Annotated in this window: 24 protein-coding genes; 11 read left to right on the plus strand and 13 right to left on the minus strand. The window is 73.2% G+C overall.

Annotated elements, in window-relative coordinates; translation table 11 throughout:
* Positions 1 to 143 precede the first annotated feature (143 nt).
* Positions 144 to 593 carry a peptidase inhibitor family I36 protein gene (locus tag QUY26_RS36100; RefSeq protein WP_289954222.1) on the plus strand — a complete coding sequence of 150 codons (450 nt, stop codon included), beginning with the start codon at positions 144 to 146 and terminating at the stop codon, positions 591 to 593.
* The gene (locus QUY26_RS36105; protein WP_289954223.1) at positions 578 to 1,558 is read left to right on the plus strand and encodes a hypothetical protein; all 981 of its coding nucleotides are present in this window, start codon (positions 578 to 580) and stop codon (positions 1,556 to 1,558) included. The genes QUY26_RS36100 and QUY26_RS36105 overlap by 16 nt, the downstream gene beginning before the upstream one ends.
* Positions 1,559 to 1,665: 107 nt before the next feature.
* Here QUY26_RS36105 and QUY26_RS36110 read toward each other — a convergent pair whose 3' ends face one another.
* Positions 1,666 to 3,021, minus strand: coding sequence for a tannase/feruloyl esterase family alpha/beta hydrolase (locus tag QUY26_RS36110; RefSeq protein WP_289954226.1), 1,356 nt, complete (start codon positions 3,019 to 3,021; stop codon positions 1,666 to 1,668).
* A 107-nt stretch (positions 3,022 to 3,128) separates the two neighbouring features.
* Between QUY26_RS36110 and QUY26_RS36115 the strand changes: the two genes are divergently transcribed.
* Both QUY26_RS36115 and QUY26_RS36120 read left to right on the plus strand, forming a co-directional pair.
* Positions 3,129 to 4,316, plus strand: coding sequence for a sensor histidine kinase (locus tag QUY26_RS36115; RefSeq protein WP_289954229.1), 1,188 nt, complete (start codon positions 3,129 to 3,131; stop codon positions 4,314 to 4,316).
* Positions 4,313 to 5,014, plus strand: coding sequence for a response regulator (locus tag QUY26_RS36120; protein ID WP_289954231.1), 702 nt, complete (start codon positions 4,313 to 4,315; stop codon positions 5,012 to 5,014). The genes QUY26_RS36115 and QUY26_RS36120 overlap by 4 nt, the downstream gene beginning before the upstream one ends.
* A 33-nt stretch (positions 5,015 to 5,047) precedes the next feature.
* Here QUY26_RS36120 and QUY26_RS36125 read toward each other — a convergent pair whose 3' ends face one another.
* Positions 5,048 to 6,403 carry a dipeptidase gene (locus tag QUY26_RS36125; RefSeq protein WP_289954233.1) on the minus strand — a complete coding sequence of 452 codons (1,356 nt, stop codon included), beginning with the start codon at positions 6,401 to 6,403 and terminating at the stop codon, positions 5,048 to 5,050.
* Positions 6,404 to 6,535: 132 nt separating this feature from the next.
* Here QUY26_RS36125 and QUY26_RS36130 point away from each other — a divergent pair, with 132 nt between their 5' ends.
* The 3 genes from QUY26_RS36130 to QUY26_RS36140 all read left to right on the plus strand — a co-directional run bounded on the left by QUY26_RS36130 (position 6,536) and on the right by QUY26_RS36140 (position 9,883).
* Positions 6,536 to 7,738 (plus strand): geranylgeranyl reductase family protein, encoded by a 1,203-nt coding sequence (locus QUY26_RS36130; protein ID WP_289954237.1) that lies wholly within the window; start codon positions 6,536 to 6,538, stop codon positions 7,736 to 7,738.
* A gap of 193 nt (positions 7,739 to 7,931) precedes the next feature.
* A complete protein-coding gene (locus QUY26_RS36135) occupies positions 7,932 to 9,221 on the plus strand; it encodes a sensor histidine kinase (RefSeq protein WP_289954240.1) in 1,290 nt (429 codons plus the stop codon).
* The gene (locus tag QUY26_RS36140) at positions 9,218 to 9,883 is read left to right on the plus strand and encodes a response regulator (protein WP_289954242.1); all 666 of its coding nucleotides are present in this window, start codon (positions 9,218 to 9,220) and stop codon (positions 9,881 to 9,883) included. Before QUY26_RS36135 ends, QUY26_RS36140 begins: the two co-directional genes overlap by 4 nt.
* Here the strand turns inward: QUY26_RS36140 and QUY26_RS36145 are convergent.
* Complete coding sequence (locus QUY26_RS36145) at positions 9,875 to 10,240, minus strand: DUF6332 family protein (RefSeq protein ID WP_289954244.1); 366 nt, start codon at positions 10,238 to 10,240, stop codon at positions 9,875 to 9,877. The two genes, QUY26_RS36140 and QUY26_RS36145, sit on opposite strands and share 9 nt — an antisense overlap.
* A 176-nt stretch (positions 10,241 to 10,416) precedes the next feature.
* Positions 10,417 to 11,943: an MFS transporter gene (locus QUY26_RS36150; RefSeq protein WP_289954246.1), complete on the minus strand. Its 1,527-nt coding sequence runs from the start codon at positions 11,941 to 11,943 to the stop codon at positions 10,417 to 10,419.
* Between the two features lie 87 nt (positions 11,944 to 12,030).
* On the opposite strand from QUY26_RS36150, the gene QUY26_RS36155 reads away from it, so the two are divergent.
* Positions 12,031 to 12,453, plus strand: coding sequence for a MarR family winged helix-turn-helix transcriptional regulator (locus QUY26_RS36155; protein ID WP_289954248.1), 423 nt, complete (start codon positions 12,031 to 12,033; stop codon positions 12,451 to 12,453).
* Positions 12,454 to 12,468: 15 nt separating this feature from the next.
* On the opposite strand, the gene QUY26_RS36160 is transcribed toward QUY26_RS36155, so the two are convergent.
* Both QUY26_RS36160 and QUY26_RS36165 read right to left on the minus strand, forming a co-directional pair.
* The gene (locus tag QUY26_RS36160; RefSeq protein WP_289954250.1) at positions 12,469 to 13,197 is read right to left on the minus strand and encodes a maleylpyruvate isomerase family mycothiol-dependent enzyme; all 729 of its coding nucleotides are present in this window, start codon (positions 13,195 to 13,197) and stop codon (positions 12,469 to 12,471) included.
* A gap of 96 nt (positions 13,198 to 13,293) precedes the next feature.
* Complete coding sequence (locus QUY26_RS36165; RefSeq protein ID WP_289954253.1) at positions 13,294 to 14,346, minus strand: D-alanine--D-alanine ligase family protein; 1,053 nt, start codon at positions 14,344 to 14,346, stop codon at positions 13,294 to 13,296.
* 206 nt (positions 14,347 to 14,552) lie between these two features.
* Here QUY26_RS36165 and QUY26_RS36170 point away from each other — a divergent pair, with 206 nt between their 5' ends.
* Positions 14,553 to 15,128 (plus strand): dihydrofolate reductase family protein, encoded by a 576-nt coding sequence (locus QUY26_RS36170; protein WP_289954256.1) that lies wholly within the window; start codon positions 14,553 to 14,555, stop codon positions 15,126 to 15,128.
* Here QUY26_RS36170 and QUY26_RS36175 read toward each other — a convergent pair.
* Positions 15,125 to 15,823 (minus strand): AraC family transcriptional regulator, encoded by a 699-nt coding sequence (locus QUY26_RS36175; RefSeq protein ID WP_289954258.1) that lies wholly within the window; start codon positions 15,821 to 15,823, stop codon positions 15,125 to 15,127. The genes QUY26_RS36170 and QUY26_RS36175 overlap by 4 nt on opposite strands.
* A 95-nt stretch (positions 15,824 to 15,918) precedes the next feature.
* Positions 15,919 to 17,121 (minus strand): MFS transporter, encoded by a 1,203-nt coding sequence (locus QUY26_RS36180; RefSeq protein WP_289954260.1) that lies wholly within the window; start codon positions 17,119 to 17,121, stop codon positions 15,919 to 15,921.
* A 472-nt stretch (positions 17,122 to 17,593) separates the two neighbouring features.
* Here QUY26_RS36180 and QUY26_RS36185 point away from each other — a divergent pair, with 472 nt between their 5' ends.
* Positions 17,594 to 18,826, plus strand: a complete 1,233-nt coding sequence (locus QUY26_RS36185; RefSeq protein ID WP_289954262.1) for an ROK family protein — start codon at positions 17,594 to 17,596, stop codon at positions 18,824 to 18,826.
* Between the two features lie 16 nt (positions 18,827 to 18,842).
* Here QUY26_RS36185 and QUY26_RS36190 read toward each other — a convergent pair whose 3' ends face one another.
* Both QUY26_RS36190 and QUY26_RS36195 read right to left on the minus strand, forming a co-directional pair.
* Positions 18,843 to 20,036 carry an MFS transporter gene (locus QUY26_RS36190; RefSeq protein WP_289954265.1) on the minus strand — a complete coding sequence of 398 codons (1,194 nt, stop codon included), beginning with the start codon at positions 20,034 to 20,036 and terminating at the stop codon, positions 18,843 to 18,845.
* Positions 20,037 to 20,177: 141 nt separating this feature from the next.
* Complete coding sequence (locus QUY26_RS36195; RefSeq protein WP_289954266.1) at positions 20,178 to 20,777, minus strand: TetR/AcrR family transcriptional regulator; 600 nt, start codon at positions 20,775 to 20,777, stop codon at positions 20,178 to 20,180.
* A gap of 119 nt (positions 20,778 to 20,896) precedes the next feature.
* On the opposite strand from QUY26_RS36195, the gene QUY26_RS36200 reads away from it, so the two are divergent.
* On the plus strand, positions 20,897 to 21,883 hold the full coding sequence (locus QUY26_RS36200; protein WP_436840460.1) for an NAD(P)/FAD-dependent oxidoreductase: 987 nt from the start codon (positions 20,897 to 20,899) through the stop codon (positions 21,881 to 21,883).
* Here the strand turns inward: QUY26_RS36200 and QUY26_RS36205 are convergent.
* Genes QUY26_RS36205 through QUY26_RS36215 form a run of 3 tightly spaced genes read right to left on the minus strand, consistent with a single transcriptional unit; the run spans position 21,861 to position 23,842 of the window.
* Positions 21,861 to 22,811, minus strand: coding sequence for a phosphotriesterase family protein (locus tag QUY26_RS36205; protein ID WP_289954268.1), 951 nt, complete (start codon positions 22,809 to 22,811; stop codon positions 21,861 to 21,863). The two genes, QUY26_RS36200 and QUY26_RS36205, sit on opposite strands and share 23 nt — an antisense overlap.
* Complete coding sequence (locus QUY26_RS36210; protein ID WP_289954269.1) at positions 22,808 to 23,395, minus strand: DUF4865 family protein; 588 nt, start codon at positions 23,393 to 23,395, stop codon at positions 22,808 to 22,810. Before QUY26_RS36210 ends, QUY26_RS36205 begins: the two co-directional genes overlap by 4 nt.
* A gap of 45 nt (positions 23,396 to 23,440) precedes the next feature.
* A complete protein-coding gene (locus QUY26_RS36215) occupies positions 23,441 to 23,842 on the minus strand; it encodes a (R)-mandelonitrile lyase (RefSeq protein ID WP_289954272.1) in 402 nt (133 codons plus the stop codon).
* Positions 23,843 to 23,872: the final 30 nt, after the last annotated feature.

A 23,872-nucleotide genomic window follows, 5' to 3' on the forward strand; every position in this document is an offset into this window, starting at 1 on the left:
GCGGTCGCGGTGCGGTTCGGTGACCGCACACCAGGGACATTGCGTCCAGTTGCACATTTGTAGCAGTCCGCCCGGTGAATGCATCAGTCTCTTTTCGGCACGAAGAAAGGGCGTTCCATCCATCGTCGATTGAAGGGGGAAACATGCGTAGGACTTGGGGAGTCGCGGCGGCTTCCGCGACGCTGGTGCTCGGTGGACTCGCGGCGGTGCCGGCTTCGGCGGGGGAGAGCGGTGCGAGCGGTAGCGGCGGGGAGGCGCGGGCACTTCAATGCGCCCCGGGTGACGCGTGCTTCTGGGTGCACAACGACTACAGGGGCGCCCGGGGGCGGGTCGCCGGGAACAACCGGGACTTCCGGGACTTCCCGCAGGGGCAGTGTCCCCGCGGCACCTGGAACGACTGCATCAGCTCCTACGCGAACCGCGGCAGGAGCTGCACGGTGTACTTCTGGACGGGCTTCAACTACACCGGCAGGTGGCACAGCCTGGGCAGGAACGACGAGGTCCCGAACTTCGCGGCGCCGCCGCCGGTCGGCTACAGCGACCCGGCGTTCAACGACACCATCAGCTCCAACCACTGGTGCTCGCCGAGGTGACGCGCAGGCCACCACGGGTCGTGTGCCTCACGGTGGCCGTGCTGGCCGGTCTGTCGGGCTGCTCCGCGGCGCCCGGCGGGCCGGTCGGCTCCCGGTCGACGGCGTCCGCGTCAGTCGGGGGGCTGAGCGCGGACGCCGTCGACATGGTCACCAGGTCCGGGAGCTGGCCCGCGGCCCAGCAGACCCTGGACACGGCCCTGAACGAGCTGACCCACACCTGCATGCGGCGCGCGGGCTTCGTGTACCCGGCGACCAAGGCGGCGCGGCCGACCTCCCCCGACGACGCGAAGGCCCTGGTCGACCTGCCCGCCCGCCGCCGTCACGGGTACGGCATCGCGTCCCCGCCACCGTCGTCCGGGCCGCCGCCCGCCCCGTACTACACCGAACTCGACGCGGACCGGCGCCGCCGCTTCGACCTGGCCTTCTCCGGTCCGCCGGACGCGCGGACAGAGGTCGGGACGGGGGCCGGCACGGTCCGGGTGGGGCGGCGTGGCTGTGACGCCGAGTCGCGCGCCCGGCTCGCCGGGGACGTCGTTGCCTGGGCGCGCATGTACTACACGCCGGAGGCGCTCAACGGCCGCCTGGACGCGGCCGTTCCCCGGCAGTCCGGATACGTGGCCGCACTGGCCCGTTGGCGCTCCTGTATGACGGAACGCGGTCATCGGTACCCGTCTCCCGAAGCGGCCCGCGAGAAGTTGAGCGCTGTATATGAGAAGCGTGATCGGAGGAAGTCAGCACAGAATTTGGAATTCCGCGCACTCGAACGTGACGTCGCCGCAGATGACGGTGAATGCGCCTTGGCAAGCAGGCTTCCTTCGTCGGCCATTGAAGCGCGGCGCAAGCTCGTGCATTCGCTTCCGGAGAAGGATCGCGCGGCTATCACTGAGCTGGCGCGCATTCAGGCGGCGGCGTTGAAACGGGCCGAGGCGGTCCTCGCCGACAAGTCCCGGCGGGAGGCCCGTTAGGCAGCGGCCGGGATGTCGCCCCGACACGACGGGCGATCACTTCGCCCTGGGCCCGGGTGTTCTGCCCAGCGCAGAGCGACGCCCGTCCTGCCAGGGCAACCGGCTGCTCAGAGAGTGCAGGACTGCACCGGGTCGGCGTCAGGGCGGGGCACCGTGCGGCTGCGCGGCGGGGCCGTGCCGTCCTCCGTCCAGGCCGTCAGCGCGTCGAAGGCGTCGCGCACGCAGGGGAGCATGGGGCGCACGAGGCGCGGGTGCGCGCCGTACAGGCCGTCGGTGTGGTTGCCGCCGGTGATCCGGTAGTAGCGATGCCGGTCCTCGCGGTGTGCCTTCGCCACGAGCCGCGCGTACCGGTCGGAGCCGGGGCCGATGGGGACGAGGGCGTCGAGCGTGCCGTGCAGGGTGATCAGGGGGCGCTGGACGCGGCCGGACAGGGACAGACGGGCCACGGTGTCGTGCACCGCGCGCGGGCGCTTCGCGTAGTCGTAGTCGGTGTCGCAGCCCTTGCCCGTGCCCTCGCGGCAGAACGGCGTCCCGGCCTCGGTGGCGCCGTCGTAGTCCGGATCGACCTCCTCGCGGAAGAGGCGCTGGAAGGTGTCCCACTGCGTGCGGTAGTGCGTCTCCCACAGCGGCTCGGACTCCGGTGGATAGCCCGCGGCGCGCAGTGCCTCGCGCGCGCCGGGCTCGCCCGCGAGGAGCCGGGGATAGGCGCGCAGCGCGGGTGGCAGCGTCGCCAGGAGGTTCGGCGCCCCGCGCGTCAGGAGCACGCCCTCCCAGTCGAGGCCGCCGTCGTACAGCCACGGCACGTTCTCCAGCTGCCAGCGGACCAGGTAGCCGCCCATGGACATGCCTGCCGCGTACGTGTGCCGGGGTGCCCGGCCGTAGTGCCGGGCCGCGACGCTCTTGGCGGCGACGGTGAGCTGGGTGAGGCGCCGGTGCCATTCGGCGATGGCGTCACCGGGGCGCCTGCCGTCGCGGTACAGCGTGGGGCCCGTGTTGCCCTTGTCGGTCGCCGCGAACGCGTAGCCGCGCGCGAGGGCGTGGTCGCCGATGGAGCGGTCGTTGGCGTACTGCTCGCGGACGCCGGGCGGCCCCGCCACGACCAGGCCGCCGTTCCAGCGCTCCGGAAGGCGGATCACGAACTGGCTGTCGTGGTCCCAGCCGTGCGTGCTGTTCGTGGTCGAGGAGTCGGGGAAGTAGCCGTCGAGCTGGACGCCGGGCACGCCGCTCGGGTGACGGGTCCCCGGGGCCTGAAGGCCTGCCCAGTCCGCGGGGTCGGTGTGGCCGGAGGCGACGGTGCCCGCCGTGGTGAGGTCATCAAGACATGCGGCGACGGTGCGCTCGGCGCCGGGTACGCGGAGCCGGTCGCCGGGGCAGGGCGCGGGGTCGGGGGCGGCCGCGGCGGTCGGGGTGAGAGTGGTCAGCAGCAACGCGGCTGCCACCGCCGAGAAGTGACGGAACATCATGCGTAGGACTCCTTCGGTCGTCGGGCCCGAGCTCGGTGGGGGCCGCCTCCTGCTCGACGGGGAGCCGGCGCCTGGTGCGGAGCGGGGCACGGTGACCTCCGCGCCCCGTGCCCTGGGTCTCCTCCGTGCTCTACGCCGCCGTGCTGTTCGCGGGCGTGTACTACGACATCGTCGGGGACGACCCGCAACACCCCGGGCGCACCGCGGGGTTCGTCATCGGCGTGGCCGCCCTCTTCGCCCTGGACGCGGCCGAGGCGCGCTGGTGCCGTGCGGGTGCGCGGCGCGGTGCCGTCGCGGCGGCCGTCCTCGTCCTGCGCGTCGGGCTCTTCTTCGCCGTGGCCGCGTGCGACGGCGCGGGCCTGTCCCGGGTGCTCTTCGTCCTGGTGCCGTTCACCGCGTACTTCGCGTTCGGGCGCCGCGCGAGCCTCACGCTCGGCGCGGGCTGCGCGGGCGTGCTGCTCGGTTGGTACGCGCTCGCGGTCGACGGCTGGTACGCGGACGCCGAGGCCATCTCCGACCTGCTGATGTTCGCACTCGGTCTGGTGCTCGCCGTGTCGATGGCGGCCGTCGCGACCGGTGCGCAGGAGGCCCGGCGGAGCCTGGAGTCGACCGTGCGCGAACTCCGGGCTTCCCACTGGCAGTTGCGCAAGTACGCGGCGCGGGTCGCCGAACTCTCCACGGCTCAGGAACGCAACCGCCTCGCCCGCGACATCCACGACAGCCTCGGCCACCATCTCACCGCCCTCGCCGTGCAGTTGGAGAAGGCCGAAGCCTTCCGCGCCCTCGACGCGACGGCGGCCGACCGTGCCGTGAGCGACGCCCGCTGGTCGGCGGCGCGCGCCCTCGACGAGGTGCGCGCGTCGGTCCGCGCCCTGCGCGCCGAGAGTGCCCCCTTCTCCCTGTCGACCGCGCTCACCGACCTCGTCCGCCACACCGGCACCGACCGGCCGCGCGTCACCCTCACCGTCACCGGAGCCGAGACCGGGTACGACGTGGACCGGCTGACCGCGCTGTACCGCGCCGCCCAGGAAGCCCTGACCAACGCCCGCCGCCACGCCGACGCCCGGCACGTCACGGTCTGCCTGGAGTACGGCCGGTCCGCCGCGCGCCTCACCGTGGCCGACGACGGGCGCGGCCTGCCCGGCCCGGCGGCGGGCGCGGCGCCGGGCGTCGGCCTGCTCGGCCTGCGTGAACGACTCCAACTCCTCGGCGGCGCGCTGCGCATCGCGAGCGAGGCGGGGACGGGGACGACACTCACGGCGACGGTGCCGCGCACCCCGGGCGGCGAGCCATGACCGCGGACGGCGCACCCACCGACACCCCCGACGCCGTGCGCGTCCTCGTTGTCGACGATCAGGAGCTGGTCCGCGAAGGCATCGCCTCCCTGCTCGGCATCCAGCCGGGCATCAGCGTCGTCGGCACGGCGGCCGACGGCGCCGAGGCCGTCGACGCGGCGCTCGCCCTGGCGCCCGACGTGATCCTCATGGACGTCCGCATGCCGGGGACGGACGGCGTCGAGGCGGTCCCGGTCATCGCGAGCCGGGCGCCCGGCTGCAAGGTGGTGATGCTGACGACGTTCGACGACGAGGAGTACGTCGTACGGGCCCTGCGCGCCAGTGCTGTCGGCTACCTCCTGAAGAACCTGCCGGCGGCCGAACTGGCCGCCGCCGTACAGCTCGCCCACCGGGGCGTGGCCCAGCTCGACCCGGCCGTCACCCGGCGCCTGGCCGGAGAGCCCCCACCACCACCGGCCCCGACCACGCCACCGGCCCCGACAGCACCACCATCCCCGCGGGGCGAGCCCGAACCGACCGCCCGGGAGGTGGAGATCCTGCGCCTCGTCGCGGCCGGAGCGACCAACCGCGAGATCGCCTCCCGGCTCTACCTCAGCGAGGGCACCGTGAAGAACCACATCTCGCGCATCCTCACCCGCCTCGGCCTGCGCGGACGCGCCCAGGCCGCGCTGTACGCACGGGACCGCGGACTGTTGTAGCGCGCAGCGCCGGCCAGGGCCGGGGCCGGTGCGTCAGCTCTTCGCGTACCGCTGGAGGAACAGCGCCTCCGCGACCGACATCCGCTCCAGCTCCTGCGGGGACACGCTCTCGTTGACCGCGTGGATCTGGGCCTCCGGCTCGTTCAGGCCGATCAGCAGGATCTCCGCCTCCGGGTACAGGGCGGCCAGCGTGTTGCACAGCGGGATGGAGCCGCCCATGCCTGCGGCCTGCATCTTCTCGCCGTCGTAGGCCTCGCTGAGCGCGCCGGCCATCGCCTCGTAGGCGGGGCTCGTGGTGTCCGCGCGGAACGCCTGGCCCTGGCCGATCTGCTCAGTGCTCACGCGGGCGCCCCACGGCGTGCGGGACTCCAGGTGGGCGCGCAGCAGCTTCGTCGCCTCGGCGGCGTCCACGCCCGGCGGCACCCGCAGGCTGATCAGCGCCCGCGCGGAGGCCTGCACGGACGGCGTCGCGCCGACGACCGGCGGGCAGTCGATGCCGAGGACCGTGACGGCCGGGCGGGCCCAGATGCGGTCGGCGACCGAACCGTCGCCGATGAGGCCGACGCCGTCGAGGACCTTGGCGTCCCTGCGGAAGTCCGCCTCGCTGTACTGCAGGCCCTCCCAGACGCCGCCGCCGTCCAGGCCGTCGACCGTCGTCGAGCCGTCCTCGGCGCGCAGCGAGTCGAGGACGCGCACCAGCGCCCCCAGGGCGTCCGGCGCCGCGCCGCCGAACTGGCCGGAGTGCAGATTGCCCTCCAGGGTGTCGATCTGGACGCGGACGAGGGTCATGCCGCGCAGCGTCGCGGTCACCGTCGGCAGGCCGACGCGGAAGTTGCCCGCGTCGCCGACGACGATCGTGTCCGCGCGCAGCAGCTCCGGGTGCTCCTGCGCGTACCGCTCCAGGCCGCCCGTGCCCTGCTCCTCGGAGCCCTCCGCGACGACCTTGACGTGCACCGGGACGCCGCCGTTCGCCTTGAGGGCGCGCAGGGCGAGCAGGTGCATCACGATGCCGCCCTTGCAGTCGGCGCTGCCGCGGCCGAACCAGCGGCCGTCGCGCTCCGTCAGCTCGAACGGGGGCGTGGCCCACCCGGCCTCGTCGAGCGGCGGCTGCACGTCGTAGTGCGCGTACAGCAGGACCGTCGGGGCGCCCTCGGGGCCCGGCAGGAAGCCGTACACGGACTGGGTGCCGTCCGGGGTGTCGAGCAGCGCGACGTCCTGGAAGCCCTCGGTGCGCAGCGCGTCGGCGACCCAGTTCGCGGCGGCCTCGCTCTCGCTCCTCGGGTACTGCTCGAAGTCCGCCACCGACTTGAACGCCACCAGTTCGGTGAGTTCCGCCTTCGCCCTCGGCATGAGAGAGGCGACGGTCTCGGCGATCGGATGCGGCGACATGGGCACGCTCCTCGTGGGTGCGACGTTGTGCGGGGTGTACGTGATCCTCCCACAGGAGGGTCGCGGGAGTGTGCGCCGTAGGATGCCTCAAGAGAGCGCGGCCAAGAGCGGGATCGGGAGCGGAAGACCAACGTGAGCAGCGAGAACTCAGCGGACGACGCGCGACAGGTCTGGGACGTCGTCGTGGTCGGCGCCGGACCCGCGGGCGCCTCGGCGGCGTACGCGGCAGCCGTCGCCGGACGCAGCGTACTGATCCTCGAGAAGGCCGAACTGCCGCGGTACAAGACGTGCGGCGGTGGCATCATCGGCCCCTCGCGCGACGCGTTGCCGCCGGGGTTCGAGCTGCCCTTCAAGGACCGCGTGCACGCGGTGACGTTCTCCTTGGACGGCAAGTTCGCCCGCACGCGCCGCTCGCGGAACATGCTGTTCGGGCTGATCAACCGCCCGGAGTTCGACCAGCAGCTGGTCGAGCACGCCCAGAAGGCGGGCGCCGAGCTGCGCACGGGCGTCACGGTCAGCCGCGTCGAGCAGCACGGCCCCGCGGTGCCCGACCGGCGCACGGTCGCCGTCGTCCTCCAGGGCGGCGAGACCGTCCTGGCCCGCGCCGTCGTGGGCGCCGACGGCAGCGCGAGCCGCATAGGGGCGCACGTCGGCGTGAAGCTGGACCAGGTGGACCTCGGCCTGGAGGCGGAGATCCCGGTGCCGGAGACCGTCGCGGAGGACTGGGCGGGCCGCGTCCTGATCGACTGGGGACCGATGCCGGGGAGTTACGGCTGGGTGTTCCCCAAGGGCGACACCCTCACCGTGGGCGTGATCTCCGCGCGCGGCGAAGGCGCCGCCACGAAGCGGTACTTGGAGGACTTCATCGCCCGCCTCGGTCTCGCGGGCTTCGAGCCGAGCCTGTCCTCCGGCCATCTCACGCGCTGCCGCAGCGACGACTCGCCGCTCTCGCGCGGACGCGTCCTGGTCTGCGGCGACGCGGCGGGCCTCCTGGAGCCGTGGACCCGTGAGGGCATCTCCTTCGCGCTGCGCTCCGGGCGGCTCGCGGGGGAGTGGGCCGTGCGCATCTCGGAGGCGCACGACGCGGTGGACGCCCGCCGCCAGGCCCTGAACTACGCGTTCGCGATCAAGGCGGGCCTCGGCGTCGAGATGAGCGTCGGCCGCCGCATGCTCAAGGTCTTCGAGCGCCGCCCCGGCCTGCTGCACACGGCCCTCACGGGCTTCCGCCCGGCGTGGAACGCGTTCGCCAAGATCACCCGTGGCTCGATGACGCTGGCCGAGCTGGTGCGGACGCATCCGGTGGCGGGGCGGGCGCTGAGCCGACTGGACCGGTAGGCCGACGGGCGGGCGGCTCCGCGGGCCCTGGGAGGCCCGGCGGCCCGCCCTCCCCTGGCCGGGGCCCCGGCCAGGGGGCCGCGCCCGGCCCTCGTACCCCCTCCCGTACTCCCCGCCTACTCCACGGGGAGTACGCCTGATCGCCACGCCTGGCGGACGCTCCGCGCCGACGCCCCGGTCTAGCGTGACTGCCATGGAACAGGAGCATCAGCGCGACGGCGGCGGCCCGCCCCGGGCGGCCGCCGGGCAGCCGTCACGGCCGGGACCCGCGGCCTGGCGGCAGGGACCGCCGTGGTGGCGCCAGGGACCGCCCTGGTGGCGGGTCGGGGATACGGCCACGCGCCGTCTGCCGTGGCTGACCACCGCGCTGCTGACCGTGTTCGTGCAGGTCGGCACCACCTTCGCCGCACAGGGCCAGTCCGACCGCGAGACACCCGACGGCTTCGCGCGGGCGCTGCTCCTCGCGGGCACGGCCGCCCTCCTGATGCGTCACCGCCACCCCGTCCCGGTGGCGTACCTCACCGCCGGGACGGCGATGGTGTACCTCGGCGCCGGATACCCCTACGGGCCCGTGCTCATCACCGTCGCCGTCGGCTGCTTCGCGGCGGTCGTCGCCGGACACCGGTACGCGGCGTGGGGCGCCGTCGGCATGCTGTGGGCCGGGCATCTGCTGATCGCGCACTGGCTGTACCAGTACTTCCCGCCGAGCGACGACGGCCCCAGCTCCTGGGGCGGGGAGATCGTCATCGCGGTCTGGGTCGTGGCGATCGCCGCCGTCTCCGAGCTCGCCCGCACCCGGCGCGAACAGTGGGCCAAGGAGCGCGCCGAGCGGGAGCTCGCGGCGCGGCGGCGCGCCGATGAGGAGCGGCTGCGCATGGCCCGGGAACTGCACGACGTACTCGCCCACAGCATCTCCGTCATCAACGTCCAGGCGGGCGTCGGCCTCGCCCTGCTCGACTCCGACCCCGAGCAGGCCCGCACCGCCCTGACCACCATCAAGGCCGCCAGCAAGGAAGCGCTCGGCGAGGTCCGCCAGGTCCTCGACACCCTCCGCGCCCCCGGCGCGGCCCCGCGCGCCCCCGCCCCCGGGCTCGACCGCATCGGCGAACTCGTCGAACAGGCCAGGAGCACCGGCCTCACCGTCACCGTCACGACGGAGGGCCGCCGCGCCGCCCTGCCGCCCGGCGCGGACCTGGCCGCGTTCCGGATCGTCCAGGAGGCCCTGACGAACGTCGTACGACACTCGGAATCCAGGACAGCCACTGTCCTGGTCCACCGTGCTCCCGACGCGGTCACCCTGCGCGTCGACGACGAGGGCCCCGCGACCGGCACGGAGGCGGGCGGCAGCGGCAACGGACTCGCCGGGATGCGGGAGCGCGCCGCCGCCCTCGGTGGCACGATCGAGGCGGGCCCGCGCCCCGACGGCGGCTTCCGCGTCACGGCGGTCCTGCCCACCCGCACCGCACCCGAGGAGAACCAGTGATCCGCGTACTGCTCGCCGACGACCAGTCACTGGTCCGCGCCGGGTTCAAGGCTCTGCTCGACGCGCAGCCGGACATCGAGGTCGCCGGTGAGGCGGCGGACGGTGAGGAGGCGGTGCGTCTGGTGCGGCAACTGCGGCCGGACGTCGTCCTGATGGACATCCGCATGCCGGTGCTCGACGGGCTGGAAGCGACCCGGCGCATCACGGGCGAGGCGGACCTGGACGGGGTGAAAGTCGTCATGCTGACCACGTTCGAGCTCGACGAGTACGTCTTCGAGGCGATCAGGTCGGGCGCGTCGGGCTTCCTGGTCAAGGACACCGAGCCGGACGAACTGCTGCGTGCGGTACGGGCGGTGGTCGCCGGGGACGCGCTGCTCTCGCCCGGGGTGACGCGGCGTCTCATCGGGGAGTTCGCCGCGCGCTCCAAGGAGCCCGCTGCCGCTGAGACACTGAGCGAACTCACCGAGCGGGAACGGGAGGTGATGGCTCTCGTCGGCATCGGACTCTCGAACGAGGAGATCGCCCGCCGCCTCGTCGTCAGCCCGCTCACCGCGAAGACGCATGTGAGCCGCACGATGGTGAAGCTGGGCGCCCGCGACCGCGCCCAACTGGTCGTCCTCGCCTACGAGTCGGGCCTCGTCCGCCCGGGCTGGCTAGGCTGACCCGCCCCCGGGCCGCCCGCCCCTGCCGTCGCTGTCGCCACCGAGGACGTCACCACCCGTGCCGCCGTCGGCAGCGTCGCCGAGGGCGGCACGCCGCTCCCGCTCGCGCGCGGTGAAGCGCCACAGCACCGTGACGAGCCGCGCCACGAACGCGGTGGCCGCCAGCGAGCCGCCCACGCCGAGAAGGGTGCGCTCCGTGGACTCCGACAGGCTGAACGCGATCGCGGGGCCGGCCACCACCACGCCGATGATGGCGAGCGCCACGGCCGTCGCGCTCGCGAGCGCGTACCCGATCTCGACCGTGATGGCGTCCCGCTCGGCCTGGCTGCGCCGCCCCTGGCCCACTGCCTCGTCCATGATTCGATTCCTGTTCCCCCGCAGATCGTCCCTTACGGGGAGTCTCACAGCCGGATGTCCTGGAGGCAAGGAAACGCGTGGGGCATCCAGGGCGGACGCGGGAGGGCCCGGCGTGGATCCCACGCCGGGCCCTCCCGCGTCTCGGGGGCCGCACCGGCCCGCCGGGCCTGCGAGGGTCAGTCGCCCACGCTCACCCGCTCGTTCGCGCTCGTGCGCTCGCCCGCGCTCTCCAGGGGCGGGGCCGCGGTCGGCGACTTGGCCACGACGACGGTCTGCTGCCCCCGGCGGGCCCGCAGGCCGGTGAGGTTGATGAGCAGGCCCGCGAGCGCGAACAGCGTCACGAGGACCAGCCCTGGCCGGTAGCTGTCGAGGACGGACTGCGGCGAGGCGGTGCCCTCGGCGGAGCCGCCGTCGGACGCCGTGATGACCGCGGTGGTGATCGCGAGGATCACCGCGCCGCCGACCTGGATCGAGGTGTTCAGGAGGCCGGAGACCATGCCCTGCTCGTGGTCGTCGACGCCGTTGGTGGCCTGGATGTTGAGCGAGGGGAAGACCAGCGCGCACGCGATGCCGAGCAGCACCATCGAGGGCAGGATGACCGCGACGTACGTGGGCGTCAGGTCGATGCGCAGGAAGAGGCCGTACGACGCCACGAGCAGCGCGAAGCCCGTCACGATGACGCGGGTCGTGCCGAACCGGTCGATGACACCGGCGATCTTCGTGGCGGACAGCGCCACGATCACGCCCGCGGGCAGGAACGCGAGCGCCGTCTCCAGGGCCGACCAGCCGAGCAGCGACTGGAGGTACTGGGTGGCGATGAACTGGAAGGACACGTACCCGCCGAAGAACGTCACCGCGCCGAGCTGGGCCCGGATCTGCGGCCCGGAGCGCAGCACGCCGAGGCGGATGAGCGGGTTGGGGGTGCGCAGCTCGATGCGGACGAAGAGGGCGAGGAGCACGGCCACCGCGAGGAAGGAGAGCAGCGTGCGCGCGGAGGCCCAGCCGACCTCGGGGGCCTGTACGACGGTGAAGACGAGCAGCAGCATCGACGCCGTGCCGGTGACGGCGCCCGGCACGTCGTAGCCGCCGCGCTTCTCCTCGCGCGCCGAGCGGGGGATGAGCTTGAGGCCGGCGATGAGCGCGATCACGGCGATGGGTGCGGGCAGCAGCATGGTGAGCCGCCAGCTGACCTCCGTGAGGACGCCGGACAGGACGAGGCCGAGGGAGAAGCCGGTGGCGGCGCAGGTGGTGTAGATGGACAGGGCGCGGTTGCGGACCGGGCCCTCGGCGAAGGTCGTGGTGATGATCGACAGGCCCGCGGGGGCGGTGAACGCGGCGCTCAGGCCCTTCACGAAGCGGCTCGCGATGAGCAGCGGACCGGAGTCGACGAGCCCGCCGAGCACCGAGGTCAGGGCGAAGACGCCGAGCGCGATCAGGAACACCTCGCGGCGGCCGAGCAGGTCCGCCGCGCGGCCGCCGAGCAGCAGCAGTCCGCCGTAGCCCAGGATGTAGCCGCTGACCACCCACTGCAGGGACGAGGTGGACAGGTCGAGTTCGGAGCCGATGGAGGGCAGGGCGACGCCGACCATCGACACGTCGAGCGCGTCCAGGAACATCGCTGCGCACAGCACGAGCAGCGTGCCCCACAGGCGCGGGGTCCAGCGCTCCTGGGGCGGGGAGGCAGGAGGGAGCGGAGAAGTCATGGGGGGCAATCTTGCATGCGCGTGCATTGAATGCAAGCGCATTTAATTCATGTGCAATAAACTCCTCGTTTCTGCTACCGTGCGTGCATGGTGGCGACCAAGGCCGGGCCGACGGCGACTGATGCCGAGCAGGCGCTCGTGAACCAGTGGCGGGACATCCAGACGGTGCACGCGCGCACCCACTGCGAGCTGGACCGCGAGCTGCAGCCGTACGGCCTGGGCGCGAGTGACTTCGAGGTCCTCGACGTGCTCGCCACCGGCCTCGCGGAGGACGGCACCGACGCCTTCCGCGTCCAGGACATCGCCTGCCAGGTGCATTTGAGCCAGAGCGCGCTGTCCCGGCTGATCGGCCGCCTGGAGAAGGACGGCCTGGTCGAGCGCGGCATGTGCAGCGAGGACCGCCGCGGCGTGCGGGTCTGCATCACCGAGAAGGGCAGCCGGGTGCACGCCGAGGCGCGGCCCGTGCAGCGGACGGTCCTCGCGCGGATGCTTCCCGGCGCGGGCGCCTGACGTCGGGCCGGGGTCTCAGACCCCCGCCTTCTCACGCCACAGCGCCGCCAGTTCGGCGTCCCCCGACACCGCGGGGAACGTCCGGCGGTTCCACAGCGCCAGATAGAGGTCCGCGGCCGGGCCCGACACCTCGCAGTCGGCGGGCGCCGTCTCGCCCCGCTCCGTGACGGCGACATCGACGGACAGTCGTACCGTCCACGTCCCCTCCGTGTCCGTCGTCCGCACCCGAAGCACCCGCGGCTCGGCCGTCCGCATCCGGCTCTTCTCGCGCGCGTGGAACCCGCGCAGCAACTCGTCGATGCCGTCCGCCGCGAACCGCGCGTCGAGCGCCGACAGCGTGCCACCGCGCGCCGACTCGGCGTCTATCCGGTGCACGGCCGTCTCGTTGGCCTGCCGTCGCGCCCAGAACGCGAGCGGCGACGGCGCGGGCAGGAACGTCCAGCACTCCAGGTCGACGGGCGCGTCCCGCAACGCGGCGACCAAGTGACCGTGCCCCTCCCGGAACCAGTCGAGCAGGGCGTCGCCGTCCAGGTCCAGCCGCTCCTGCCAGGGCTGGAACTCAGGGAGCGCCTCCGCGACGAACCGCGTGGCCCAGCGGTGCACCGTCCCGGTGTGCCGCAGCAGGTCGCGGACCCGCCAGTCGGGGCACGTCGGCACGGGTGCGTCGAGGCCCGCGGCCACGGCCGCGTCGGCCAGCAACGTGCCTTCGCGGTCCAGGACTTCTGTGTGCTCGGCAGTCTTCATGGGGGGATTGTGCGGGATGCAGCGGGCTTCAGCGAGAGTGACCCCAGGCCGCATGCGACCGATATGCGACCGATATGTGACTGATCGACGGGGGGCTCAGTGCTCGTGGTGACCGATGCCGTGCTTCCCCAAGCTCACGATCTCGTCGATGAGTGCCAGGTACGAAAGGTCTGCGCCCGCGGCCGCGTGCGCGAGGGCGCTGGTCGTGCGCAGGCCGGGGCAGGCGTTCACCTCCAGGCAGTGTGGCTCTCCCTGGAGGTCGCAGCGGAAGTCGGAGCGGGAGTAGTCCGTGTCTTCGAGCCCCACGGCCCGGTGGGCTCGGAGGGCCTGTTCGCGCAGGTGCCGCTCCAGCCGTGGTGGGATGCGAGCGGGGCAGGTGTGGGACGCGCCGCCCTTGGCGTACTTCTTCCGGTAGTCCAGGAAGGGGCCGTCGAAGACGTACTCGACGGCGGGCAGGACCCGGCGGCCCAGCACGCCCACCGAGAACTCCCGGCCGGGCAGATACGGGGTGAGCACCACCTCCTCGCCCGCGGGCATGCCGTGCAGCACGCGCGACAACTCGTCCTCCACGCACACCAGATGGAGCGTCTCGTGGGCCGTTCCCGCCGCGGCCTTCACCACGACGGGGCCCTCTCGCAGCAGTGCGACGGGCTCCGGCGGCAGGTGTCCGTCGTCCGTGCGGTGCGCCGTCCACGGTCCGACCCGGACCCCCGCGTGCGGCAGCAGTTGCAGCGTGCGCCGCTTGTCCCAGGCGAGGCTGCACTGCGCGCTGCCCGCGCCGGTGAAGGGGATGCCGGCCATCTCCAGGAGGGACTGCACGTGCCCGTCACCGCCCCAACCCCCGTGCAGCGCTAGGAAGACCAGGTCGGCGGAGCGCAGCGTGCCAAGGACGGGGCCGCGGGTGAGAGCGGTGAAGATGCGCCGTCTGTCCTCGGCCTCGTCCCTGTCGGGGAGGCGGACCGGTGAGGTGAACCGGGGCAGCTCGTCGGCGTCGCGCGTCGGCCCCGCGAGGACCGGGTGCGGGGCGGCCGGGTCGACCACCTCGACCTCGTGTCCGAGCTTCGCCAACGCGTGGGCCACCGACAGTCCGGATTCCAGGGAGACGTAGCGTTCGAGGCTCTCCGCTCCGCAGAGCACGACAATCCTCATGGACCAGCATTACCCGCCACGCGTCGGCAGTACCGTCGTATTCCCGTCACCGAGCTCGGTGAGCAGAGCAGAGCAGACCAGTGCGGCGCGTGGGGCCGGCTGCTCGGGTCCGTGCGCCGCAGCCGCTGTCGTTTCCGTCCAAGACGGCTCCGGCGGGCCGATCTAGGTTGAGCACACAGCTCGCCCGATCCAGAGGAGACAGCACCATGCGCAACCTGGTCTATACCGGATTCATGTCGCTCGACGGCGTCGTGGACTCGCCCGGCGGGCCGGGCGAAGGCCACCGCAGCGGCGGCTGGGTGGTCAACGATCTCGAGTTCGTGCCGGAAGCCTGGTCGCTGAAGGGCGAGGAACTCGCCGACACGACGGCGCTGATGTTCGGCCGCCGCAGCTACGAGGCGTTCTCGAAGGTCTGGCCCGGTTCGGAGGACCACGCCGACTACAAGGAACTGCCCAAGTACGTGGTGTCGACCACGCTGTCCGAAGACGACCTCGTCGACGGTTGGGGGCCGACCACCATCCTGCGCTCGGAGAAGGACATCGCCGCGCTCAAGGAGGGCGAGGGCGGCGCGATCTTCATCCACGGCAGCGCCGAGCTGGCAGGGCGCCTTTCGGACGCCGGCCTCATCGACCAGTACAACCTGCTCGTCTTTCCCGTGCTGCTCGGTGCCGGCAAGAGCGCGTTCGGCCGGGCCGACCGCGACAAGCAGATGCTGACGCTGCGGGAGTCGCAGAGCTACTCGAACGGAATCCTGAAGCTGGTCTACGACGTCAAGCGCTAGCCCAGGTCGAGGCCGATCGCGCAGTCGACGCCCTGACGCAACTGCCCGGCGCTGCGCCCGACGTACGAGCGCAGCGCCCGGGCCAGGTGCGGCTCGTCGAAGTAGTCGAGCCCGGCGACCACATCGGCGGCCGGGGCACCGCCCGCGAGCAGCTCCGCCGCGGTGCGGGCACGCTCGATCTGCCGTACGGCACCCCGCGTCAGCCCGGTCGCGGCCCGGAACCGGCGCTCGACCGTCCGCTGTGAGACACCCGGGTCGTGCGGGCCCCGCAGCACCTCGGCGACCAGCGAGTCACGGACCACGATCCCGGCCCGGACGAGGCGGTCGACCAGTGCCTCGGCGTCGTCCGGGCCGGGCGTCTCATGGCGCGCGCCGTCCAGCCGGAACGACCGGTGCCAGGTGTCGGGGAGCTCGATGCCGCCGTCGACCAACGCGGGTGTGGGCACGGCCCGCAACGAGGTGCCCAGGGCGAACTCGATGCCCGTGAAGGTCGCGCCCCGCGGCACCGGCACCGTGGCCGTCCGGGTCGCGGGACCGGTGACGGACGCGTACGCCCGGCCGTCCTGCTCCCAGAACACCAGGCCCCAGCGCACCCCTGCGACGGCGGTCATCGACGTGACCTGCCCGCCCGTACAGGTCCACACCATGTCGACCCACGGCGAGTCGGACCGGCGTGTCTCGAAGTGCAGCTTCACGGGCGAAGAGTACGCGGGGCGAAGCGGGTTGTGACGTGGTCAGGGGACCTCTCGTGGAGGCCGTACCGCCCCGACGGCCCGCCCGCGCGCGCAGATCACGTGACGACCCGCCGCGTGCCGAAGCCGATCACGGCGGCCACCGCGGCCAGCAGGGCCACGCTGGTGAGCGCCGTGGGCAGGGTGAACCAGTCCGCCATGAAGCCGATGGCGGGCGGGCCGAGGAGCATGCCGGAGTAGCCGAACGTGGAGGCGATGGCCACGCCGCTGGCTCCGGCCAGGGCGCCGGCGCGTTCGACGGCGACCGGGAAGATGTTGGCGAGGCCGACGCCGGTGATGGCGAAGCCGAGGAGCGCCGCCCACACGGAGGGGGCGAGCGCGCCGAGGAGCATGCCGACGGCGGCGGTCGTGCCGCCCGCGACCAGGGTCCGGGTGCGGCCGAGCCGTTCGAGGAGGGTGGTGCCGGTGGCGCGGCCGAGCGTCATGGCGAGCGCGAAGCAGGAGTATCCGGCCGCTGCCACGCCCGGGTGGGTGTTGAGGTCCTGTTCGAGGTGGAGCGCGCCCCAGTCGGCGAGCGCGCCCTCGCCGTACGCCGTGCAGAGGGCGATCAGGCCGAAGACGATCACGAGGCCGCGGGTGCGGGGGGTGAGGCGCTGCGAGGTCCTGTCCTCGCGCTGCCGTTCGCGCGGGGGCGCGGCGGGCTCCAGGCGCAGCAGCGCGCGGCCCGCCACAGCGGTGACGAGCAGGCCGATGACGGTGAGGCCGAGCAGGTGGACGGTGGGGGACACGGAGCCCGCCATGAGTGCGCCGAGCCCCGCGCCGATCATCCCGCCGAGGCTGAAGGCCGCGTGGAAGCTGGGCATGATCGGCCGCTTCATGGCGGCCACGAGGTCCACGGCCGCGCTGTTGAAGGCGACGTTGATCCCTCCGTATGCGGCTCCGAAGAGCAGCAGCACCGCCCCGAGCGCCGCCGCGGAGTGGGTCAGGGGAGGCAGCGCGACGCTCAGCGACAGCAGGACGCCGCAGACGACCGTCACCGGGTGGCTGCCGTAGCGGTGGCAGAGCCGTCCGGTGATCATCATGGTGACCACGGCCCCGACGGACACGCCGAGCAGGGCGAGCCCGAGGGCGCTCGACGAGGCGCCGGTCTGTTCCTTGATGGCGGGGATGCGGACGACCCATCCGGCGAAGATGAAGCCGTCGAGGGCGAAGAAGACCGTGAGGACGGCTCGGAGCCGGGTGAGGTCATGGCCCCGCGTTGCGCCGTCGGGCGGCGCGGGCGAGGACGTTGCGGAGCGCATGGGCGGGTGTCTCCTCGGTGGGGGAGGGCGGGTCAGGCGCCCTTCACTGGCATTCGGCTGCGCGGGACCCTTGCGGGCGGGAGGCGGGAGGCGGGCTCGGCTCCGGTCCCCTGGCGCAGGGCTTCAGGACCTCGGTCGGGTCAGCGGGCGGCCACGGGCCCGGATGGCTGCGCGACGGTCGGCCCGGACCCCGCTGGAGTGGCACCAGAGGCCCGGGGCGTGGTTTTGTTTAGTAGCGGCACAAAGTCAGCGTAGAGGGGAAGCCGGGTTGTCGACAAGACGGTTTCCTCGTGGTGTGCGCGGCGTCGCATGGTGACGGGCGTGCGGGCGGGGATCGCGTGGTGTGCGCGGGGAGTGCCGGCGGTACGCGCACGGGGCGGCCGTGTCCGCGGCGCCCGGGAAGACAGGACGGGGAAGACGGGATGACGGCTGAACGGCGAGACGGCGTACGGATCATGGGAGACTCGCCCTCATGAACGGGAAGGCTGTCACCCGGGGTGAGGCACATCTGTCCACGCGTACGCGTCTGGAGCGGGGGCGTACCGCGCTCGGTCCCGCCCTCGAACTCGTCCACACCGGGCGCGCCCCCACCCGAGCCGTCCTCACCGCCGAGCTGGGTGTCACCCGCGCCACGGCCGGAGCGGTCGCCGCGGAGCTCGAAGCGCTCGGCCTGATCAGCGTCGACGCCAAGCCGAGCGCCGCCGCCGGCTCCCAGGGGCGGCCCTCGCACCGGCTCTCCGTCGCCGGGGACGGCCCCGTCGCGCTGGCGGCGCAGGTGCACGCCGACGGGTTCCGGGCCGCCCTGGTGGGTCTCGGCGGCCGGATCGTCGCCACCGCGCCCGGCTGCGAGACCATCGACGCCGACCCGGCGCAGGTCCTCGGCTCGGTCATCGAGGCGGGCGCGCAGCTGCTGCGCGAGACCGGCAGGCGGTGTGTGGGCGCGGGCCTCGCGGTGCCGTCCGCCGTCGCCGAACCGGAGGGCACCGCCCTCAACCCGCTGCACCTGGCCTGGCCCGCGGGCGCGCAGGTCCGGGAGATCTTCGCGGACTGCGTACGGGGCGCGGGCATCGAGGGCCCCGCGTTCACCGGCAACGACGTGAACCTCGCGGCGCTCGCCGAGCACCGGCACGGCGCGGGGCGCGGTGCGCGCGACCTGCTGTGCGTGGCGACCGGGCACCGCGGCGTCGGCGGCGCGCTCGTGCTCGACGGGCGGCTGCACACGGGCAGTTCGGGCCTGGCCCTGGAGGTCGGCCACCTCACCGTGAACCCGGAGGGCCGCCCCTGCTACTGCGGCAGCCGCGGCTGCCTGGACGTGGAGACGGACCCGATGGCGTTCCTGGCGGCGGCGGGCGCCGAGCCGAGCCCCGAGGGGCTGCTCGTGCAGGCCCGCAGGCTCGTCGCCGAGGAGTACGCCGACCCGGCGGTGCGCACGGCGGTCGAAGCCCTCATCGACCGGCTCGGCCTCGGCCTCGCGGGCCTGGTGAACATCCTCAATCCGGACCGGATCATCCTCGGCGGGCTGCACCGCGCCCTCCTCGAGGCCGATCCGGAGCGGCTGCGCGCCGTCGTGGCCGACCGCAGCCTGTGGGGCCGCAGCGGCGGCGTCCCCATCCTGGCCTGCACCCTCGACCACAACAGCCTGGTGGGGGCCGCCGAGCTGGCCTGGCAGCCGGTGCTCGACGACCCCCTGGGGGCGCTGGGTTAGCGCCGGACCGCTGAGGTCAGCCGACCTCGACGGGCTCCCGTGCCGGGGCGGGCGCGGGGGCGTCGGAGGGGGCCGTGCGCCGCTTCAAGTCCGGTACGAGGGACAGCAGTCCGAGCACCGCGAGCCCGGCGCCGATCCACAGCGGCGCCCGCAGTCCGTAGGCGTCGATGGCCGGACCGCCGAGGGACGTGGCGATGATGATGCCGCCCGTGATGAACGACGAGTGGACGCTGTTGACCAGCGCGCCGGTGTTGCCCACGCGCTGCACGCGGGTCACCATCGCCGGGTTCATGGTGACGCCGACCAGACCGATGCCCAGCATCATCGCCACGGCCCCGACGGGCAGGTCCGCGAGGAGCGCGAAGCCGACCAGGAACGCGAAGTTCAGGAGCAGTCCGGTGACCAGGACCGGCAGCGTGTGCCGGTCGGCGAGGCGGCCGACGACGGTGTTGCCGATGAGGGTGGCCGCGCCGTACGCGACGAGCAGCACCGGCACCGTGCCGGTGGCGAAGCCCGTGATCTCGGTGAGGATCGGATTGAGGTAGCTGAATGCCGCGAACGTCGCGCCGATCACGAAGGTGCTGGTGGTGAGGGTGAGCCAGAGCCGGGCGCTCGTGAAGGCGCCGAGCTCCTCGCGCAGCGACCCGGCCTCGTCCGCGGCGCGCTCGACCCGCGGTACGCCCACGAAGGTGGCCGCTGCCGCGAGCACCGTCAGCAGGGTGATGGCCCAGAACGCCGCGCGCCAGCCCAGGTGTTCACCGACGACGGTGGCCAGCGGAAGGCCGAGGAGCGTGCCCAGCATGAGTCCGTTGAGGGCCACGGCGACGGCGCGGCCCCGTATCTCGGGGCGGGTGAGGCGGGTGGCCATGGAGATGCCCACGCCGAAGAAGGCCTGCGAGGCGACACCGGTGACGACGCGCGCCACGAGCATCGTCCAGTAGTCCGGGGCGAGGGCGGCGAGGACATTGCCGCCGAGGAAGATGCCGAACAGCACCATCAGGGCCCGCTTCTGCGGGAGTTTCAGCAGGGCGACCGTCAGGAACGGGCCGCCGAAGGCCATCGCCACGGCGAAGGCGGTGATCAGATAGCCGATCTCCGGGATCGTGGCGCCGAGCCCGTCGGCCATCTGCGGCATGAGTCCGGCGACGACGAACTCGCTGGTCACCATGGCGAAGATGCCTAGGGCCAGGACGTACACGGCGCGGGGCATGGTGCTGCTCCTTGGGGAGAGGTGGGGACGCGAGTCACAGTATTGGATAGGTCAGTACAAAATATGGGCACGGCTGATCGCGATGGCGGCGGAGGGTGCTGCGCCGGTGGGTCCACCGAGGCGTTCCGCGAGCGGTGGGGGTCAGGGGCGCAGGGCGTCCAGGGCGGCGTCCGCGATGGAATCCAGGGCCGTGCGGTCCGCGCCCGCCTGGGCGGAGACGCGCATCCCGCCGATGGTGGCGTTGATGAACCGGGCGAGGGTGTCGGGATCGCGGCGGGTGGCGATCGTGCCGTCGCGCTGCCCCGCTTCGAGGGCGACGCGCAACAGGCCGAGCCGGAAGCCGAGGTCGCGCTCGATCAGCGCGGCCGCCTCCGGGTCGCGCCGGGCCAGCTCCACGACGGTGTTGACGGTGAGGCAGCCGATGCTGCGCTCGTCCTCCGCGCGGTAGTCGAACTCGGTGTCGACGATCCGGGCGAGCAGGGCGCGGATCCGCTCCAGGCCGGAGCGTTCGGCGTCCTCCAGGATCTCGGCCTGGGGCACGCTCATCACGTCGATGTAGCGGGCCAGGGCCCGCCGGAACAGGTCGTGCTTGCTGGTGAAGGTGTTGTAGATGCTGCTGCGGCCCAGTCCGGTGGCTTCGCACAGGTCCTGGGTCGAGGTGGCCTCGTAGCCGTTCGCCCAGAAGGCGCGCATCGCCGCGTCCAGGGCCCGGTCCTCGTCGAACGTCCGTGGTCGGGCCATGCGGGTACCGTAGCCGTTTTGGAACGTGTGATGCAATACGACTCTCGAAGTTGCTGGTTCAGCAAGCTTGTTTGCGTCCCTGGGGAGAGTGGCGCATGGTCGTGGTGGAGGTGACAGCCATGAACTCTCAACTGGGTGACGTGTACGACGTGGTGGTGATCGGCGGTGGCGCCGCCGGTCTGAACGGTGCGCTGGTGCTGGCCAGGGCGCGCAGGTCCGTGGTGGTCCTGGACGCGGGAGCCCCGCGCAACGCCCCGGCCGACGCGGTGCACGGACTGTTCGCGCGGGAGGGCACGCCGCCCGCCGAGCTCCTTGAGCGCGGCCGGGCCGAGGTGCGCGGTTACGGCGGGCAGGTGGTGTCCGGCGAGGTCGACGAGGTGACCAGGGACGGGGACGGCTTCGTGGTCGGCCTGGCCGACGGCCGGACCGTGCGGGCACGCCGGGTGCTCGTGGCGACCGGCCTGGTCGACGAGCTTCCCGATGTGCCGGGGGTGCGCGAGCGGTGGGGCCGGGACGTGCTCCACTGCCCGTACTGCCACGGCTGGGAGGTGCGGGACAAGGCCATCGGCGTGCTCGCGGGCGGGCCGATGTCCTTGCACCAGACCCTGCTGCTGCGGCAGTGGAGCGCCGACATCACGTACTTCGCGCACACCGCGGACCCGCTGACCGACGAGGACGCGGAGCGGCTCGCCGCCCGCGGCATCCGCGTGGTGGAAGGGGAGGTCGCGGCCCTGGAGGTCGTCGACGACCGGATCGTGGGCCTGCGGCTGGCCGACGGCGGGCTCGTGCCCCGGGAGGCCGTGGTCGTCGGGCCGCGGATGGTGGCGCGCGTCGGCTTCCTGAAGGGGCTCGGGGTGGAGCCGGTGCCGCACCCCGCGGGCGAGTACGTGCCCGCGGACGCCACGGGCCGCACCGAAGCGCCCGGCGTGTGGATCGCGGGCAACGCGTCGGACCTGTCCGCGCAGGTCGGCGGGGCCGCGGCGGCGGGGGCGTTCGCGGCGGCGCAGATCAACGCCGACCTGGTGAACGAGGACACGGAGCGGGCGGTCGCCGCTTACCGGCAGGGGTCGGCCGGCCCCCGTCTCACTGGGGCCACACGACCCTGAACGCCCGCCCCGGGTTCACGGTGACGATCCGGTCCACCAGTTCCTTGCCCACGGCCGACTCCAGGCGCGGCCGTACCCGGCGCAGCAGATGCGGCATCCCCGGGCCGCCGTTCACGGACCGGGCTCCGGCGGTCGTCGTGTCGCCGCCCAGCAGGAGCTGATCGCCGTGCCCGGCGCCGACGAGGGCGCGCACCGCGTCCGGCATCCGCCAGTCCGTGGCGTGGTTGGCCCGTGAGGGTCCGTCAAAGGCCAGCCAGGCGCCCGCCGATGCCGCTTCCCGGTGCACTTCCAGGTCCGGGGCGCGGTTGAGGTGCCCGAGGATCACCTTGTCCGGCGGGACCTCCAACGCGCCGCACAGCAGGTCGAGTACGTCGAGGGCGCCGGTGCCGAGTTCGAGGTGGACGGCGATGGGCGCGCCCGTCGCGAGGTGGGCACCGGCCGCCGCGGTCATCGTCCAGCGGGCGTGCGCGTCCAGGCCGTGGAAGCCGCCCGCGACCTTGATCAGTCCGGCCCGTACGCCGCTGTCGCCGATGCCTTGCGTGAGTTCGCGCACGAACAGCGCCGCGAGGACGTCGGGGTCCCCGGCGCCCAGCTCCGCGAGGAGTTCCGGGGAGTAGTGCACCGCCTGGTGCAGCCCGGTGGCCGCCACGATCCCCACGCCGGTCGTGCGCGCGAGGCCGGGCAGCTCGGCTGCGTGCCGCCCCATGCCGTGCGGGGTCCACTGCACGACGCTCCGCCCGCCCTCGGCGCGGAACGCGGCCAGCTCGGCCGCGGCGGCGGCCACGGAGTCCAGCTCCTGGCCCGGGAGTTGCGGGCTCCGCAGGAAGAGGTGGTCGTGGGCGTCGCAGACCCCCAGCTCACCGGGGTCGACATCACCGAGGACGGTGCGCACGGCGGCCGTGTCCGTGCCAGGCGCCTGTGTGCTCACCACGCCCGCCCCCGCCCCACCCGCTCCAGCTCCGGCGTCGAGCAGCGCAGCACCTGGAACACCTCACCGCTCGCCCGCGCTTGCCCGCCCTCGGTCCACAGCGAGAACGTCACCGCCTCCCAGTGCCGCGGATCCACCGCGACCAGCACGCCCACGGCCCCGTCCCGCGCGGCCAACGTCCTTGCCTCGGCGAGCAGTTCCTCCGCGAGATCCGTGGTGCGGGTGCCCTCGGGGACGGTCCTGCGGTGCCGCACGGCGCTGACCGGCCGGCCGCCGGCCGCGCCCCCGTGCTCGTACCCCACCGCCATCCAGTGCTGCACCACCGGCCGCCCGAAGTCGTCGCACAGGCCCTGGAATCCGCGACCCCACAGGAACGAGCCCAGGCCTTCGTCCGTGTTCCAGAGGTAGAACGGCGCGTACTGGTTCACGGGTGAGCCGTCGACGCCGCGTTCGCGCATCAGGTACGCCTTGAAGCCCAACCCCGGGAAGGCGTCGAGGAGATGGCCCTTCGTGGCCACGCGCTCGCGTATGACGCCCATGTCGTAGTCGGCGGGCAGAGTGATCTCGTACTGCTTGGCATGCATGCGTGCTCCAGGGGAGGTGCGGGGCGGGGTGGGACCAGGCGAGCCTCAGGCGGTCGGTGGGTACTCCGGGTCGGGGACGAGCTCCTCCCAGGTGACCGTCGCGCCGTCGGCCGCCGCCTCGACAACGGCGAGATGCGTCATGAACGTGCGCGGTCCGGCCCCGTGCCAGTGGCGCTCGCCCGGCTCGATCCAGACGGTGTCACCCGCCCGGATGGGCTCGACGGGGCCGCCGTCGCGCTGCACGAACCCCTCGCCCTCGGTCACGTGCAGGACCTGGCCGTGCGGGTGGCGGTGCCAGGCGGTGTGGGAGCCGGGGGCGAAGTGGACGCTGAACACCCGGACCCGGGAAGGCGGTTCGGGGTGAGCGATCTCGTCGAGCCAGACGGTGCCGGTGAAGTTCTCGGCGGGGCCCTGCTTGCTGGCGGGGCGGGTGCGGGTGATGTGCACGGGTGGGGTCCTTGACTCGCTGGATGAGCA

Origin of the sequence: Streptomyces flavofungini, from assembly GCF_030388665.1 — a bacterium.
Classification (GTDB): domain Bacteria; phylum Actinomycetota; class Actinomycetes; order Streptomycetales; family Streptomycetaceae; genus Streptomyces; species Streptomyces flavofungini_A.

Excerpts from the sequence above, each read along its gene's own strand:
- QUY26_RS36100 (WP_289954222.1), top strand. The coding sequence starts at position 144 with ATGCGTAGGACTTGGGGAGTCGCGGCGGCTTCCGCGACGCTGGTGCTC.
- QUY26_RS36110 (WP_289954226.1), bottom strand. The coding sequence starts at position 3,021 with ATGATGTTCCGTCACTTCTCGGCGGTGGCAGCCGCGTTGCTGCTGACC.
- QUY26_RS36145 (WP_289954244.1), bottom strand. The coding sequence starts at position 10,240 with ATGGACGAGGCAGTGGGCCAGGGGCGGCGCAGCCAGGCCGAGCGGGAC.
- QUY26_RS36155 (WP_289954248.1), top strand. The coding sequence starts at position 12,031 with ATGGTGGCGACCAAGGCCGGGCCGACGGCGACTGATGCCGAGCAGGCG.
- QUY26_RS36170 (WP_289954256.1), top strand. The coding sequence starts at position 14,553 with ATGCGCAACCTGGTCTATACCGGATTCATGTCGCTCGACGGCGTCGTG.
- QUY26_RS36125 (WP_289954233.1), bottom strand. The coding sequence starts at position 6,403 with ATGTCGCCGCATCCGATCGCCGAGACCGTCGCCTCTCTCATGCCGAGG.
- QUY26_RS36135 (WP_289954240.1), top strand. The coding sequence starts at position 7,932 with ATGGAACAGGAGCATCAGCGCGACGGCGGCGGCCCGCCCCGGGCGGCC.
- QUY26_RS36185 (WP_289954262.1), top strand. The coding sequence starts at position 17,594 with ATGAACGGGAAGGCTGTCACCCGGGGTGAGGCACATCTGTCCACGCGT.
- QUY26_RS36210 (WP_289954269.1), bottom strand. The coding sequence starts at position 23,395 with ATGCATGCCAAGCAGTACGAGATCACTCTGCCCGCCGACTACGACATG.
- QUY26_RS36160 (WP_289954250.1), bottom strand. The coding sequence starts at position 13,197 with ATGAAGACTGCCGAGCACACAGAAGTCCTGGACCGCGAAGGCACGTTG.
- QUY26_RS36180 (WP_289954260.1), bottom strand. The coding sequence starts at position 17,121 with ATGCGCTCCGCAACGTCCTCGCCCGCGCCGCCCGACGGCGCAACGCGG.
- QUY26_RS36165 (WP_289954253.1), bottom strand. The coding sequence starts at position 14,346 with ATGAGGATTGTCGTGCTCTGCGGAGCGGAGAGCCTCGAACGCTACGTC.
- QUY26_RS36195 (WP_289954266.1), bottom strand. The coding sequence starts at position 20,777 with ATGGCCCGACCACGGACGTTCGACGAGGACCGGGCCCTGGACGCGGCG.
- QUY26_RS36150 (WP_289954246.1), bottom strand. The coding sequence starts at position 11,943 with ATGACTTCTCCGCTCCCTCCTGCCTCCCCGCCCCAGGAGCGCTGGACC.
- QUY26_RS36120 (WP_289954231.1), top strand. The coding sequence starts at position 4,313 with ATGACCGCGGACGGCGCACCCACCGACACCCCCGACGCCGTGCGCGTC.
- QUY26_RS36190 (WP_289954265.1), bottom strand. The coding sequence starts at position 20,036 with ATGCCCCGCGCCGTGTACGTCCTGGCCCTAGGCATCTTCGCCATGGTG.
- QUY26_RS36200 (WP_436840460.1), top strand. The coding sequence starts at position 20,897 with ATGAACTCTCAACTGGGTGACGTGTACGACGTGGTGGTGATCGGCGGT.